General features: G+C 72.4%; 7 protein-coding genes. 3 read left to right on the plus strand and 4 right to left on the minus strand.

Going from position 1 to position 16,099, the window contains the following annotated elements:
• Positions 1 to 38 precede the first annotated feature (38 nt).
• Positions 39 to 1,829 (plus strand): non-ribosomal peptide synthetase, encoded by a 1,791-nt coding sequence (locus ADK64_RS07145; protein ID WP_053656198.1) that lies wholly within the window; start codon positions 39 to 41, stop codon positions 1,827 to 1,829.
• Complete coding sequence (locus ADK64_RS07150; protein WP_159046181.1) at positions 1,826 to 3,586, plus strand: NAD(P)/FAD-dependent oxidoreductase; 1,761 nt, start codon at positions 1,826 to 1,828, stop codon at positions 3,584 to 3,586. Before ADK64_RS07145 ends, ADK64_RS07150 begins: the two co-directional genes overlap by 4 nt.
• 62 nt (positions 3,587 to 3,648) lie before the next feature.
• Here ADK64_RS07150 and ADK64_RS07155 read toward each other — a convergent pair whose 3' ends face one another.
• On the minus strand, positions 3,649 to 4,938 hold the full coding sequence (locus ADK64_RS07155; protein ID WP_053656202.1) for a cation:proton antiporter: 1,290 nt from the start codon (positions 4,936 to 4,938) through the stop codon (positions 3,649 to 3,651).
• Positions 4,935 to 9,383, minus strand: a complete 4,449-nt coding sequence (locus ADK64_RS07160) for a non-ribosomal peptide synthetase (RefSeq protein ID WP_159046182.1) — start codon at positions 9,381 to 9,383, stop codon at positions 4,935 to 4,937. Before ADK64_RS07160 ends, ADK64_RS07155 begins: the two co-directional genes overlap by 4 nt.
• Positions 9,384 to 9,851: 468 nt before the next feature.
• Here ADK64_RS07160 and gntD point away from each other — a divergent pair, with 468 nt between their 5' ends.
• On the plus strand, positions 9,852 to 10,934 hold the full coding sequence (gene gntD / locus ADK64_RS07165; RefSeq protein ID WP_053656206.1) for a guanitoxin biosynthesis L-enduracididine beta-hydroxylase GntD: 1,083 nt from the start codon (positions 9,852 to 9,854) through the stop codon (positions 10,932 to 10,934).
• An 83-nt stretch (positions 10,935 to 11,017) separates the two neighbouring features.
• Here the strand turns inward: gntD and ADK64_RS07170 are convergent, their stop codons facing one another.
• Positions 11,018 to 14,650 carry a non-ribosomal peptide synthetase gene (locus ADK64_RS07170; RefSeq protein WP_159046183.1) on the minus strand — a complete coding sequence of 1,211 codons (3,633 nt, stop codon included), beginning with the start codon at positions 14,648 to 14,650 and terminating at the stop codon, positions 11,018 to 11,020.
• 281 nt (positions 14,651 to 14,931) lie between these two features.
• Positions 14,932 to 16,026, minus strand: a complete 1,095-nt coding sequence (rsgA, locus tag ADK64_RS07175) for a ribosome small subunit-dependent GTPase A (protein WP_053656209.1) — start codon at positions 16,024 to 16,026, stop codon at positions 14,932 to 14,934.
• Positions 16,027 to 16,099: the final 73 nt, after the last annotated feature.

Below are 16,099 nucleotides of genomic sequence, written 5' to 3' on the forward strand. Positions count from 1 at the left end.
GAGAATTCACGGTAATCGCACTAGGGGGACGTGTTTCGATGACATCCGACACACCGCGGACCCTGCACCAGTTTTTCGAGGAGTGCGTACGGAAAGCTCCCGAAAACATCGCCCTGGAGTACGACGGAGAATGCATCGCCTACGGTGATCTCAATCGTCGGGCGAACAGACTGGCGCATTATCTGCGCGACACCGCCGGAGTCCGGCCGGACGATCCGGTGGCCATCCTGGTGCGGCACCCGCCGAGCGTGATCGTCGGCATGCTCGCCGTCCTCAAGGCCGGCGGCGCCTACCTCGCGCTGGATCCGGACAATCCGCCGGGTGTGACACAGCGGATCATCGAGAGCGTCGAGCCCCGGGCCGTACTGGTCGAGTCCTCGGCGGTGGCGGGCGCGGCCTTCTTCAGCGGCGAGCTGTTCGTCATGGACGTGATGAGCGCGGCCCTCGACACACCGGACACCGATCCGGCCCCGGTGACGGCGTCCTCGGACCTCGCCTATGTGATCCACACGTCGGGCACGACGGGCACGCCCAAGGCCATCGCCGTCGAGCACCATGCGATCATCCGCACCCTGCACTGGCGCAACGCGTTCTACGGATTCGGCCCGGACGACACGACGCTCGCGATGCCGCGCCCCTCGTTCGACAGTTCCGTGGCGGACACCTTCTGCGCCCTCACCTCGGGTGCCCGTCTGCTCCTTCCGCTGCGGGACCGGATTACCGACCGGCGTTATCTCGTCGGTTTGATGGAGCAGCGCGAAATCTCCCATTTCCTCATCACGCCGGCCCTGTACCATCGCCTGCTCAGGGGTATGAGCCCGCAGACGACCAAAGCCCTGCGGAGCGTCACGATCGCCGGGGAATGGTTTACCTCAAGCCTTGTGCGGGAACATTTCTCGCGACTTCCGGACGTGAAACTCTTCAACGAATACGGACCGTCCGAGAATTCGGTGTGCTCCACGGTTCATCCCCTCGCCGCGACGGACCGGAACGTGCTCATCGGAAAGCCGATCGACCACACCGAGGCCTTCGTGGTGGGCGAGGACGGAGAGCCACTGGGGCCGGGCGGCACGGGTGAACTCCTGCTCGCCGGGGCCAGGCTGGCCAGAGGCTATCTGGGCGATCCCGCACTGACCGCGGAGAAGTTCTTCGTGCCCGCCTCGCCCCGGTTCGGCGGACAGCGCGTCTACCGGACCGGGGACATCGTCCGGGTCTGCGAGGACGGCGATCTGCAGTTCGTCGAGCGCCGCGACCAGCAGGTGAAGATCCGCGGCCGGCGTGTGGAGCTGAGCCAGGTGGCCGAGGTGCTGACCAAGGACGACGCGGTCGACCACGTCCACCTCCTGCGCCGTGCCACCGACTCGGCGACCCCCCGGCTGGTCGCCTTCGTCGTGGGCCCCACGGTGCGGGACATCGACCGGCTGCGCACGAGCGCGAAGGAGAACCTGCCGGACTACATGGTCCCCTCGGCGATCATCCCGGTCGACGCCGTGCCCGTGACCGGCAACGGCAAGGTCGACGAAGCGGCCCTGGCCGCGCTGTACTCCGACGCCACCGACCGGCCCGGGCCCACGCCCGAGGCGGCGACACCCGTCGAATCCGCGCTGCTCGCGATCTGGCAGAAGATCTTCGCCCCCCTCGGCGTCGGCCTCGACGACGACTTCTTCGACCTCGGCGGCGACTCCCTCAGCGTGATGGATCTCGTGTCCGACGCGGAGGAGCGCCTCGGCATCCAGCTCGACAACTCGGACCCCTACACGGCCCGGACCATTCGGAGCCTGGCGCTCCTCATCGAGAACCGACGCAGCAGCGAGGTGGGTATAGCGTGAGCGGACAGGGCGGTACTCATTCCATGTTCCCGGACGTCGACCACGACGTGGTCATCGCGGGCGGCGGACTGGCCGGGCTCTGCCTCGCCAAACAGCTCAAGGACGCCCACCCCGCGCTCAGCGTGCTCGTGTGCGAACGTGAACGTTCCCCCATCCCCCTGTCCGCGTTCAAGGTGGGCGAGTCGTCGGTCGAGGTCGGCGCGTACTACTTCGCCGCGGTCATCGGCCTGCGGGACTACCTGGAGGAGCACCAGCTGGAGAAGCTCGGGCTGCGCTACTTCTACGGCGACCGCCCCGACTTCCACCGCGAGTCCGAATTCGGCGTCAACCGGTTCCTGCCCGCCAAGTCCTACCAGCTCAACCGGGGCTCCCTGGAGGAGCACCTGCGCCTCGTCGTGGCCGGCGCGGGGGCCGAACTCACCCAGGGCGTCAGGGTCCTGGACATCGAGCTGGGCGAGCAGGAGGAGCCGCACCGGGTGACGTACCAGCCCGACGGCGAAGGCGACCGGCAGGCCACCACCGTCACCTGCCGCTGGGTCGTCGACGCCACCGGCCGCCACCGTCTGCTGCAACGCAAGCTCGGGCTCACCAAGCGGTATCCCAAGCCGCACAACTCGGTCTGGTTCCGGCTCGAAGGACGCCTCGACACGGACGAGTTGGTGGCGCCGGGCCACAACGTCTGGCACGACCGCGTGCACGAGCCGCGGTGGAACTCCACCAACCACTTCATGTTCGAGGGCGGTTGGGTGTGGGCCATCCCGCTGGCCCCGAACCACACCAGCGTCGGCATCGTGGTGGCCGACGAACTCCATCCGGTGACGAAGTTCAACCGGATCGAGAAGGCCATCGACTTCGTGGTCGAGCGCGTCCCCGGCTTCGATCCCGCCATCCGCAAGCTGCCGGTGCTCGACTTCCGGGTCCTGAAGAACTACAGCCACTCCTCGCACCAGGTCTTCTCGCACGACCGCTGGGCGTGCGTCGGCGACGCCGCGGTCTTCGCGGACCCCTACTACTCGGTCGGCTCCAACCTGATCGGCTACGCCAACAGCTTCGTGACCGAGATGGTCGGCAGGGACCGGGCGAACGCGTTCCAGCCGGACTTCGTGCGCTACGCGAACCGGTGGTTCCTCTCGCTGGCCGAAGGACTCACCCAGAACATCCAGGGCTCCTACGCCTTCCACGACAATCCCGTGATCATGTCCCTGAAGACGATCTGGGACTACTACGTGGGGTGGTCGTTCTCCGACCCGCAGTTCTACGCGAAGACCTTCCTGGACGAGTCCGCGAGCACGACGCTCAGCGCTCTGGGCGCGCACGCGGTGTCGACCCAGGGCGCGGTGATGAACCTGTTCAAGGCCTGGTCGCGCAGCTACCGGGGTGTCTTCGAGTTCGACTACATCGACTACTTCGACGACCTGCCGACCCTGGCCCGCCTCTTCGTGCAGAACCTGCCCGCCGCCGACGGCGTGACGCCTGCCTTCGGCCCGGTGCTCGCGAGCATCCGTGACGGCATCGACCGCATCGAGGAGCTGGCCCACGTCATCTTCTACCTGGCCCTGGAGGACGCGCTGCCCGAGCACCTCGACTCCGTCCGCGCCCGTGGCTGGCTGAACGTGTCGGCGCTGAGCCTGGACCCGGACCGCTGGGAGAAGGACGGCCTGTTCACGCCGAAGAGCCGGCCCCGCCTCGCGGAGGTCGAGGCGCTCGAGGCGGAGATGCGCGGGCTGTACCGGGCGGGGACGCCCGTCGAGTCGTAGACCCCGCACCCTTGTGCGGCGGGTTCGCCCTCACGGGGTGAACCCGCCGCCCCGCGTCCGCGTCAGTGACCGCCCGGAGCCGCCACGGACACCGGATCGGCCGAGGAGCGCGGGTCGCCGTCCGCCGCCCGCACCCGGCGGCACAGCACCAGCAGGGGCTGCGTCAGCAGCGTGGTGGCGAGCGCCATCAACACGAACACGGTGTAGAGCGGACCGCTCAACAACCCCGCCTGCAAACCGGCGTTGAGGGCGATCAGCTCGGTCAGCCCACGGGTGCTGAGCAGCACCCCGATGGTGAGCGAGGTCCGCCTGTCCAGCCGGCAGGCGCGCGCCGCGAGGGCACCGGAGCCCACCTTGGCGACGACGGCGAGCACCGTCACACCGCCCAGGACGGCCACCGCGGTGCCCCCCAGCGCGCCGACGGACACGCTGCGGCCCGACACCACGAAGAAGAACGGCAGCAGCAGCGATCCGATGCCGTCCAGGGAGCGCACCAGCTCCGGGTCCAGGGTGCCGTCCGGCTCACGGGGCGTGACCACACCGGCGAGCAGCGCCCCGAAGATGACGTGCAGGCCGAGCGCGCTGGTGGCCCATGCGGCGGCGAAGGCGAACCCGATCAGCACCGCCAGCCGGGGCTGCGCGGCGACACCGGGCGAGCGCATGAGGCGGCGCAGCACCAGCCGGGCCGGACCGACCATCACGGCGACGAACACCAGGAGCAGGAACAGCCGCAACGGCAGGGACATCCCGGACCCGTCGCCGCTCTCCATGATGGTGCCGAGCAAGACGGCCCACCCCACGACGTCGATGAGCCCGGCGGCCGAGACGGCGAGGACCCCGGGCACCGTGCCGGCCAGGCCGTTCTCCCGCACCACGACGATCAGCACCGGAACGGCCGTGATCGACAGCGCGACGGCCAGGAAGAGGACCGAGCTCGCCGACATGTCACGGGGCACGCCCAGGTGCTCCAGGGGGCCGTGGAAGAGCAGCGCGGCGCCCGCGCCCACCAGCATCGGTACCGCGAAGGCCGCCGTCGCGATGGTGAGCGTCGCGCGGGACCTGCCGCGCAGCAGGTTCAGGTCCAGCTCGTATCCGACGACATACAGGAAGAGCACCAGGGAGACCTGGCTCAGTGCGGTCAGCATCGGTGCGATGGCCTGCGGGAACAGGGTGTCGCCGACGGCGGAGGGGAGTTGGGAGAGCAGACTGGGGCCGAGGGCGATGCCGGCGATCAACTGGCCGACGATGCTGGGCTGTCCGAGTTTCCGGGACAGCCACCCTCCGGCGTTGGCGGCTATGAGGATCACCGCCGACGCTCCGACCAGGTGGGTTACGGTCGCGTCCGGACTCATGTGTTCCTCCCGTTGCCTGTGCCGTGCGCGATGGGCGTGCCGGAGGGCGATCGTCGGTGCGGGAACGGTTCCCGGGGCCGTGCGAAGGAGCTGAGCGCCCCGTCGAGCCCGTGCCGTAGGGCCTCGGCCGCGCGCTGCCCGGCTGTGCCCGCGTCCGCTTCGACGCGCAACACCCGGCGGCCGGGCCCGCTCGTCCCGAGCAGGGTCACGACCAGCGGTACGCCGGTCGCGGCCGGGGCGACGGCCTGTGACGCCACGAGCACCCCGGGCAGTCCTCGGGCCGGGGCCCCCGTTCTGACCGCCTCGTCCACCGCGACGACCAGGTCGGCCGGGGTCATCGCGGCCGCCGCGTCGACCGGGCAGTGCACGCGCGCCGCCGACCGCTGCACCTGAAGCTCTCCGGCACCGCCCGCGCCCGCCGTCACCAGGGCCACCGCGGAGGTCAGCACTACCAGTTCCTCGGCGGCCCGTCCCCCGCTGATCCGCGCGAGGGCCCGCACGGCTCCCTCGGACAGGGGCAGTTCGGTCGTGGTACGAGCGAACAGGGCGGCCAGTGGGGCGTCGGGGTCGCACAGCACGGCCCGAAGGACCTCGCGCAGCTGCTCGCCGATCCGGGCCGCACTCCGCGGGGTGAACCGGTCGCGGCGGTAGCCGACGCGGATCTGGGTGTGCTGCCCGGAGCCGGGTTCCGGCAGCAGGAAGCCGAAGGAGAGGTCGAAGTCGCTGACCTCGGGCGGGTCGTCGAGATGGCGCGCGGTGCGCCGGCCGGAGCCCGTGCCGCCTTCGACGGTCGGTGACATCACCGTCTCCACCAGCACGTCGAACAGCGGATTTCGGCCCGCCTCCCGCGGCAGCGCGAGATCCTCCACGATCCGGTCGAACGGATACTCCTCGTGTTCCTGCACATCGAGGGCGGTCCGGCGGACCCGGTCGAGCAGGTCGGTGAAGGAGCCCGCCGGATCCAGGGCGGTGCGCAGCACGACCGTGTTGGCGAACAGCCCCACCTCCTCGGCCAGTTCGGGCAGCGAGCGTCCGGCCACCACCGTGCCGAGTGGCAGGTCGGTGACGCCCGTGAGCCGGTGCAGCAGCACGCGCGCCGCCGCGACACACACCATGAACGGCGTGGCGCCGGCCCGCAGGGCAAGGGCCCGCAGCCTCCGCGTCCCCTCCTCGTCCAGGGCCAGCCGGATCTGCCCGCCCGCGCCGCCCCGCACGTGTGCCGGCACATGGTCGGCGGGCAGCGGGGCGAGCGGAGGCAGATCGCCGAGCGTCCGCCGCCAATACCGTGCGTGGGCCTGCCCGCCCGCTCCGGCCAGTCGGGCGGCCAGCGCCCGCGTGTGCGCGCGGTAGCCCGGGAGCCCGGGCAGCGGGCACGGCTGCCCCGCCTCGAACGCCGCGGCCGCGGTGAGCAGGTCGCGCAGCAGCACGGAGTACGACCAGCCGTCGTTGACGCAGTGGTGGACGTTGAACAGCAGGACGGGCGGCCGTCCCCCGGCGCTCAGCTGGCGCAGCCGCACCAGCGGACCGGCGGCCAGGTCGAACCGCCACCTGGTCTCCTCGTCGTGCGCCCGGGCGAGCGCGGCCTCGAACCGCTCGGGGGGGACCCGCTCCACCAGCGGTTCGAGGTCCACCTCCGCGACCTCGTGGACGACCTGCCGCAGCACCGCGCCCGCGCCGTCCCGCGGCAGGTCGAAGGTGGTCCGCAGCGACTCGTGCCGGACCGCCAGGGCCAGCAGCCCGGCACGCAGCGCCTCCTCGGACAGGGGGCGGTCGAGTTCGTAGGCCTCCACCATGTTGTAGGCACGCGACTCGCCCTCGTCCAGGGCCTCCAGGAGCCACATGCGGCGTTGTGCGTTGCTGGCCTCGGTCTCGGCGGGGAGGGGCTGCCGGGGGGGCCGCGGTGGGGCGGCGGACGGGGTCGTGCGGGCGCCGTGCAGGCCCCGCCGTACCGCCTCGGCCAGCGCCTCGGGGGTTCGCGCGGTGAAGATCTGCCGTACGGCCACACCGCATTCGGGTTCCGCCGCGCACAGGGCGCTGACGAGCTGTGCGGCGGTGAGGCTGTGGCCGCCGGCCGCGAAGAAGTCCTCGTCCGCGGCGCGCGGCGGCTGCCCGAACACGCTCTCCCAGGCCTGTGCGACGGTCCGCGACGCGCCGTCCTGCGGCGTCCACACGGCCCGCGGCCCGGGAGCCGGGGAGGCCGCGAGCGCGGTCCGGTCGATCTTGCCGTGCGGGGTCCGGGGCAGCGCGGGCACCTGGGTGAGCAGGGCGGGGACCATGTGCGCGGGCAGCTGATCGGCCAACCGGGCCCGTACGACGGCGGGTTCGAGGGGCGGGTCGGCCGTGTACCAGCCGGCCAGGGTCACGGCGTCCCGGCCGCCGGACCGGGGCAGTACCACCGCCTCCCGTACCCCGGCGAGCCGCACCAGTGCCTGCTCCACCTCGCCGGGCTCCACACGGTGGCCGTGCAGCTGGACCTGACCGTCGATCCGGCCGAGGTAGTCCAGTGTGCCGTCGGCGTTCCAGCGGGCGAGGTCGCCCGTGCGGAAGCTGTGGCCGGCGCCGCCGACCGGGCAGGCGACGAACCGCCGGGCCGTGGCGTCGGGCGCGTTGAGATAGCCGGACGCCACGCCCGGGCCGGCGACATAGATCTCGCCGGGGACCCCGACGGGCGCGAGCGTCCCCCAGGGCGTCACGAGCAGGACACCGAAGCCCGGCGAGGGGGAGCCGATGGGCACCGACATCAGCTCGGCGGCCCGGTCGCCGTCACAGACGTACGACACGCACTCCACGGTCGCCTCGCACGGGCCGTAGAGATTGACCAGCCTGCCGATCCTGAGCCGGCCCCGGGTGCGGGCCATCAGACCGCGCGGCACCGCGTCACCGCCGAGGATCAGATGGGACAGGGGCAGCCCGGCCGACGGCGGGAGCGCCTCCAGCATGGCCGACAGCAGGCCCGGCACACAGTTGACGAGGGTGACCCGCTCGGCGCGGATCCGATCCCAGAAGGTGACGGGGTCCAGTTCGTCGGGCGCCCCCATCGCGATCAGCGTGCCGCCCGCGCCGAGCGTCACGAAGATCTGGTACGCCGTCGCGTCGGACGTGAGCGCCGAGAGCAGGGCGCACCGGACCTCGGCGTCGATGCCGAGTTGCTCCGCCGAACTGACCGCCTTGTGCCGCAGTTGGTCGTGCCGCAGGCTCACCGGGCGGGGCAGTCCGGTGGAGCCCGAGGTGAAGAGCACCATGGCCTCGTCCTCGGGCCGTACGCGTGGCGCGGGCGGCGGTTCGGAGGCGACCGGTGCGGTGTCGAGGACCCGGGCCGCGGGCAGGACGGGCAGGGCGGGGTCGGCGCAGGAGTGGTCGCCGATCAGGAGCCCGGCCTCGCTGAGGCGCAGCAGATGGCTGACGCGCTGTGCGGGATGGGCGGGATCGACGGGCACCCAGGCGGCGCCCGCGCGCAGCACGGCCAGTACGGCCACGACGAGGCCCGCGCCGCGCGGCAGGACCACGGCCACCCGGTCGCCGGGCACGACACCGTGTTCGGTGCGCAACACGGCGGCCAGGTGCGCCGAACGGCGCATCAGGTCGTCGTACGTCAGCCGGGTGGCGCCGTCGGCCACGGCGACTTTGCCGCCGTGCCGCGCGGCGGCCGAGTCGACCAGGTCGAGGAGGGTGCGGGCGGGATAGGCGGTCGGCAGCGGCAGCCCGCTCCAGCGCGCCAGCTCCGCGCGCCGGGCGGGGCCGTGGATGTCCACCTCCCGGGCTGGACGCCGTGGATCGCGGGCGAGGTCGGCCAGCGCGGCGGCCACACAGCGGGGCAGACTGCCCGCGGCGGCCGGTACCCGCGCGTACGGGGAGGCGACCGCCACCCGCAGGGTGCCGTCCTCCGTCAGCCGGCCGCGTACCTCGACTCCCGCCGACGCCGGACGTCCGGGTCCGTCCGCCGTCTCCCAGCACACGGCCAGCTGGGACAGGGCGTCGGTCTCGGCCGCGCCGGCCGCTTCGAGCCGGGCCGCGAGCGGCTCACGGTGGCGCCAGGCGAACGGTGTCGCGGCGACGAGGTCGGCGTGGGCGCGGGCGAGGAACTCGGTCATCGGCGTGCCCGGTGCGATCCCGGTGCGCAGGGCGATTTCGGCGTCCGGGTCGGCGGGCGAGGGGCACAGCACGGCCAGCTCCTCGGCCGCCCCGAACGCGCCCAGGCACAGCCGGGTCGCGGCGAAGAGCAGCAGCTGCAGGCCGACCGGATCGTCCCCCGCCATGCGCCGCAGGGCCGCCGTCCGATCGGCCGGTACGTATCCGGCCTCCGGCACCGGCGCGCTCGTCCCTCCCGGTTGGAGCAGGGGCTCGCGGCGGATGCCCCGCAGCGTGGCGAGCCAGTGGACGCGTACGGCCGCGGAGTCCCTTTCCGCACCATGGCCAAAAAGTGCGGCCGCCGGCGCGGAACGCACCGGTCCGGAGGTATGGTCGGGGCATTTCGACAATGGTGGCTCCTCGGCTCGAAAAGGGCAGGAGAAGACGCGTGTCAGGAAAACGGATCGGCGCCGCCGAGGAGAGCTATAATGCCTCAAGACCCTTGACGGTGCGAATATCCGCGACGGTTGCGATGAATGTGGGAACCTGGGGAGTGACGTGGCTCACATGTCGAGCCGCTGGGGTATTTTGTCTGGTGAGACTAGGCTTCGACCTAGTCTTTTCCGGCGACGTGGGGATGATGGCCGGTGGACGGAAACGGGGGACGGGGGCGCTCGACGGCGTTCTCGGCATGCCGTTCGAGTAATTCTAGACCGAGCCGAATTTCCCTGGATTTTAAACTGGAAAAGGTTTTCCCCGGTCCGGATCGATATGTGTCCGAAATCTCTCGTGAGGGTCCGTCTGTCCCGAATACTGCCTGAGTACAGAAAAGGAAAGCACACCTCATGGATATCAGAGGAGCTCTTCCCGTCGCGGAACTCCCGACGCGAGCCGACGACGGCATGCCCTGCCTGGAGCTGACCGATGCGGAGCGTACCGCCCTGCACGACCTGGCGGAGGCGGCCCTGGACGACAGCCACGAGCAGCCGCTCGACCAGCGGCTCGACCAACTGACCCTGCTCGCCCACGAGATGCCCGTGCGGATCCGGTCCCACCTCGTGCGTTTCCGGCTCACCGGACGCCCCTACGGCGGTCTCGTCGTCGCCAACCTGCCCGTGTCCGAAGCCCTGGCCGGCCCGACCCCCACCGACTACGTCCACGAGCCGGTGAGCGCGGAGGCGGAGCGCGCCACCGCCCTGCTGCTCCTGTTCGGCACCCTCCTCGGCGATCCGGTCTCCTTCCTGACCCAGCAGCGGGGCCGCCTGGTCCTCGACCTGTTCCCGATCAAGGGACACGAGGCGGAACAGCTCGGCTCCAGCTCCACGACCCCGCTGGAGTGGCACAACGAGGACGCCTTCCACCCGCTGCGCGCCGACTGGATCATGCTGGCGGGGATCCGCAACCACGACCGGGTGCCGACCACCTTCGCCACCGTCCAGGACATCCGGCTGGAGGACCGGCTGCGCGCGTTGCTCTTCGAGGAGCGCTTCGTCATCCGGCCCGACGAGTCGCACACCGCCGCGTTCAACAGCAGGACCACCGGACTGGAGGAGGAGAGCTGGGTCGCCGAGGCGTTCCGTGACATCGCGGACCAGCAGACCGAGCCCCGGCGCACGGCCGTCCTCTCCGGCGACCGCGCCGCCCCCTACATCCGGATCGACCCGGCCTTCATGCCGCGCACGCTCGACAGCGAGGCACTTCAGGCCCTCGACGCCGCGATCGCGGCCATCGACGCCGGCCTGCGGGACGTCGTGGTCGGACCCGGCGAGCTGCTCATCGTCGACAACAAGCGTGCCGTACACGGACGCAGGCCCTTCGCGGCCCGCTACGACGGCACCGATCGATGGCTGCGCCGCATCAACGTCCTGGCCGACCTGCGCCGGGCCGGCGGACGCCGCTACGCACCGCACGGCCGGGCCCTGGTCTGAGGCACCGTGACAGTGGCGGCCCGCGCCGGCGGGCCGCCCCGCGGTACCCGGCACAGCCGCGCCCCGCACGCCAGCCGGGGGCGTCAGAAGTCGTAAGCCGTGGCACCCCATACGCCCTCCTCCCGCTCCGCCCCGTCGCCCGGACCCACCGGTGTGCCCGGTTCGTTCACCACGGCGGACACCAGGCACACGAGGTCGTCCGCGAACCCTGTCGCCTCGTCCTGCGTCACCAGGTTCCGGTCGTAGGTGAGATCCAGGTGCAGCACGTCACCGCGCACGCTCGCGTACAGCCACAGGTCGCTGTCGGCGGGCAAGGTGTCGGACAGCACGTCCTCGACCTGCCGGGCAGTGCCGCCGACGGTCGCGTTCTCCCAGCTCACGCCCAGATCGAACAGGACGCTGCGGCCCGGCCGCGCCGGGATGCCGAGGCGCTCCACCAGGGCGTCGAAGGGCAGCCGGGCATGCTCGTACGCCTCCACGACGCGCTCTCCCACATGCTCCAGCAGTGCGCCCAGCCCGTCCCCGGCGGCGAACTCCAGGCGCAGTGGCACCGCGTTGGCGAAGTATCCGACCAGCGCGTCGGCCGCCGGCGTGTGCCGCAGGCTCGCGGGGAAGCCCAGCAGCAGGTCCGTCGCCCCGGTGGTCCGGTGGAGCAGCGCGGTGAAGGCGGTCACCACGACGGCGTACGGCGTCCCTGGGGAGCCTTGCACCGAGGCGGCCGGCAGCGTGCGCCGGACCAGTCCGGAAAGGCCTCGGCGCCGGCCCCGGCGCGCGGCGTCGACCGGATCGGGGGCCGGGCGGACCCCTTCCAGCCGCTTCCGCCAGAACGCCTCCTGCTGTGCCGCCTCCGCCGAGCCGAGCCAGGCCTCCTCCTCGGCGGCCCAGTCGCGGTACTGGTAGTGCAGCGGCGGCAGTTCGGGGCCGCCGCCGCGCTCCACCGCGTCGTACGCGGTGAACAGGTCGTCCAGCAGCACGCTGACGCTGGCACCGTCGTAGATCAGATGGTGGGCGCTGACCGTGACCAGGTCGCCGCCGGCCGGGCCCTTGATCAGGCACACCTCGAACAGCGGGGCCTGCGCGAGGTCGAAGGTCACCGACCGGGCGTCGCGCAGTGCCTCCCGCACCCCGGGTCCGTCCGGATCCGCTCCAGGCAGCTCCGTCACGCGCAGCGGAACGCCTGCGGGGAGCCGCTCCACCACCGTCAGCTCGGCCGCCGCGCCCGAGGCCCGTACCCGTGCCCGCAACAGCTCCTGGCGGTCCACGACGGCGGCGAGCGCCGTGCGCAGGGTGTCGGGGGAGAGGGAGCGGCCGGTGCGGACGAGGTCCGAGATGATGAAGCGGTCCGCGTGGGTGCGCCGCGAGGTCAGCCAGACCCTGCGCTGGGCCCGGGACAGCGGGAAGGCACCGCTCCCGCCCCGGAGCCGGGCAGGGGCTGCCGTCGGCTTCGGCGCGTGCTCGGGTACGACGGCCGCGAGCAGCCGTACGGTCGGTCGGGCGAAGACCGTACTGACCGCGATCCCCAGTTCCTTGGCGATGCGTGCCGCGATCAGGCTGTGGCCGCCCAGCGCGAACAGGTCGGCGTCCGGCCGGCGCACCGTGCGGCCGAGCACCGCCGACCACACCTCGGCGACCCGCAGCTCGGCCGCGGTCAGCGCGCTGTGGGCCGCCTCTTCGGCCGCCGCCCCGGGCTCGGGCGGGACCGGCAGCGCGGCGCGGTCCAGCTTGCCGATGGAGGTCACCGGGAGCGCGGGCAGCGGGACATAGGTGTCGGGCACCATGTGCGCGGGCAGCCGGTCGGCGAGGTGGGCCCGCAGCCGGGACGGCTCGTGCTCGCCGACGACATAGGCGACCAGACGCAGCGAGCCGTCCGCGCCCGGGACCGCCACGACGGCCGCGTTCCGTACCCCGGCAGCCTGGGACAGGACCTCCGTGACCTCCCCGGGCTCCACCCGGTGGCCACGGATCTGTACCTGGTCGTCGATGCGGCCCAGGCACAGCAAAGCGCCGTCGGCAAGCCAGCGCCCCAGGTCGCCGGTGCGGTACATACGCTCCCCGGAACGCACCGGGTTCGCCACGAACCGCGCCTCGGTCTGCCGTTCGTCGTGGAGGTAGCCGCGGGCGAGTCCGATGCCGCCGACACAGATCTCCCCGGGGGCGCCGAACGGCACCGGCACGCCGTGCTCGTCGAGGAGGTCCACCGTCTTGTTGGGGAACGGCATGCCCACGGGCGGCTCCGCGACACCGGGTTCGACCTTGACGAGCGTGGTGGCCACGCTGTCCTCGGACGGTCCGTACTCGTTGAACAGCTCGGCGTCCGGCAGGAGTTGATGGTGCCGGGCGGCCAGGGCGCCGGTGAGCCGCTCTCCGCCCAGGACCACCTGGCGCAGCGAGGGGAGTCGGTCGCCTGCGTAGTCCAGGATCAGCTGGTAGAGGCTGGGGACGGTCTGCACATGGGTCACGTGTTCCCGCCGGATGACGGCGGCGACCTCGTCGGGATCGATCAGCTGCTCCCGCTCCAGCACCACCAGGTGCGCGCCGGCGCCGAGGGCCGAGAGCACGTCGGAGATACCGGCGTCGGCGTGCACGGGGTCGACCTGGAGGATGCGGGAGTGCGGTCCGAGACCGTAGTACCCGATGCGGTACAGGACGGTGTTCAGGATGCCCAGGTGCTCGACCATGACCCCCTTCGGGGAGCCGGTGGAGCCCGAGGTGTGGACGACGTACGCCAGGTCGCTCCGGCCCGCCGGGCGGAATCGCACCTCGGCCGGCTCGGGGGCGGTGTCCTCGCCGAGGACCACGACCGGCCGCGCCGTGCCGGACAGCAGGTCGGCCCGGGCGGCGTCGGCCAGCACCGCCGCCGCTGTGCTGCCGGCCAGCAACTCGTGCAGCCGGCGTGCCGGTTGCTCCGGGTCCAGCGGCAGGAACGCCGAGCCGGTCTTGAGGATGGCCAGCAGGGAGACCAGCATCCACTCCGTGCGGGCGCACAGCAGGGCGACGATCCGTTCGGGCCCGGTCGGCGCCACCGCGGCCAGCCGTGCGGCCAGCCGTGCGGCCATGCCGTCCAGTTCGGCATAGGTGTACGTACGGTCGCCGCAGACGGCCGCGGTCGCGTCGGGGCGCCGGCGCACCTGCTCGGCGAACAGGTCGAGGACGGTGCCGTGCGTCGCAAGGGCGTGCCGCGGTCCGGTGCCGAGCGCCAGCAGATCGGCCTGCTGTCGTTGCGGCAGGACCGGCAGCAGGCCCACCGGGGTGTCCGGTGCGGCGCAGGCCTCCCGTGCCAGGAGGGCGAGTTGAGCCGCCGTCCGGCGGGCACCGCTCGCGTCGGAGGTGCCGCTGCGCACGGTCAGCGCGATCCGGGCCGGGCCCGCGCCGATGACCTCGCCGGGAACGACGGCGTGCTCCCGCGCCACCAGCGTGACCGCCGAGAGCGACGCTGCGCCGATCGCCGCCTCCACGGCATGCTGTTCCGCGCCCAGACAGGACCGAAAGCCGACGCCCGGATCGAACGGCGTCATCAATTCGACCTCCCTGTCCGGCAGTTCGGCCCGCAGGGCGATCGCCCTGCTCCGGGTCAGCCGGTGCAGCAGGATCCGCAGCAGCGCCGACACGGCCGTCGGTACCTGCGCGCCCGCCGACGTACACAGCGCACCGAGCGCCGCGCTGGTCTCGTCGTCGAGCGCGACGGTCACCCGCGCTCGGCCTTCCGCAACGCTCACCAGGATCTCCTCTGCCACAGGACGCCTCGGTCGAGGCGCCGGACGGGGGTGCGCCGAGCTTGGTGTGTGGACGGCTCCCGGGGCGCGATCGGCGTCCGGGGCCGGGCGGTCACAGGCCTGGGGTCCCGCGGGGCGACGCACGTCGCGACGCGGCCGTGGGCACCGGCACCGGGACGGCGAGGGTGAAGGCTCCGCCGGTGCCGGTGCCGGTGCCGGTGCCGGTGCCGGTGACCGGAGTCCCGCCCGGGCCGGAGCCCGTCGCCCGGTGCGGCGGTGTGACCTCAGCGGTGTGGGCGCCGGTTCAGCGCGCGCTGGCGGGCACGGATGCGCTTGTGCTCCTCGGCGCGGGCCCGGGAGTCCTGCTGCAACTCCAGCCGCTGTTGTTCGCGTTGGAGCTTCTCCCAGTTGGCGACCCGGTCCCCGGAGAGATCGCCGGCGTCGACGGCGGCGTTGACCGCGCACCCGGGCTCGCCCTGGTGGGTGCAGTCGCCGAACCGGCACTCGTCGGCGAGCTGCTCGACATCGCCGAAGGCCTGCTGGAGACCCTCCTCGATGTCCCAGGCGCCGAGCGCGCGCATCCCGGGCGTGTCGATGAGCAGGGAGCCGTCCGGCATGGGGACCAGCTCGCGATGGGTCGTGGTGTGCCGGCCCTTGCCGTCGCCGCGGATCTCCTGGGTGGCCTGCCGGTCCTTTCCGTACAGATGGTTGACCAGCGTGGACTTGCCGACACCGGAGGCGCCGACGAGGGAGACCGTGCGTCCCGGCAGCAGATGCTCGTACAGCGCCTCGATGCCCTCGCCCAGACGGACGCTCAGCGGGACGACGGGCACCCCGAAGGCCACGGACTCGACCTCCTGCACCGCTTCGGCGACATCCGGGCACAGATCGGCCTTGGTCAGGACGATCACCGGCTGGGCGCCGCTCTGCCAGGCCACCGCGAGATACCGCTCGATGGTCCGCAGCCGCTGGCGGCCCGTCAGCGGCACGACGACGAAGACGACGTCGATGTTCGAGGCCACCACCTGCTCGACGGTCTCGCGCCCGGCCGCCCGCCGGGTGAACGCGGACCGGCGCGGCAACAGGCCGACGAGCGAGGCGAGTTCGTCCCCCGCCTCGGCGGGTGCGACGGCGGCCCAGTCGCCGACGGCCGGCTGTCCCTCGGTGCTCTGCCGGACCGTGGCCGGCAGGGAGACCCTGGCGCGCTGCTCGCCGTCGCCGCCGAGGACCGTGCAGACACCGCGGTCCACCCGGACCACGCGGGCGGGGCGGGCCAGGTCCCGCCACCGGTGGTCGAGGTCGTCGAGGGCGGCCGTCCAGCTCTCGGCGAAGCCCTCGTCCCAGCCGAGGGGAGTCAGTGCCTCCGGTTCGGGCGTCATGGAAGTGCGGTCCTTTCGTCATTCACGATCGTGACCTTCCCCGTCGAGAGTGCCATAGTGTCCAGGCGTCAGC

Origin of the sequence: Streptomyces sp. MMG1121 (genome assembly GCF_001280015.1) — a bacterium.
GTDB lineage: Bacteria > Actinomycetota > Actinomycetes > Streptomycetales > Streptomycetaceae > Streptomyces.

Excerpts from the sequence above, each read along its gene's own strand:
- ADK64_RS07145 (WP_053656198.1), top strand. The coding sequence starts at position 39 with ATGACATCCGACACACCGCGGACCCTGCACCAGTTTTTCGAGGAGTGC.
- ADK64_RS07155 (WP_053656202.1), bottom strand. The coding sequence starts at position 4,938 with ATGAGTCCGGACGCGACCGTAACCCACCTGGTCGGAGCGTCGGCGGTG.
- gntD (WP_053656206.1), top strand. The coding sequence starts at position 9,852 with ATGGATATCAGAGGAGCTCTTCCCGTCGCGGAACTCCCGACGCGAGCC.
- rsgA (WP_053656209.1), bottom strand. The coding sequence starts at position 16,026 with ATGACGCCCGAACCGGAGGCACTGACTCCCCTCGGCTGGGACGAGGGC.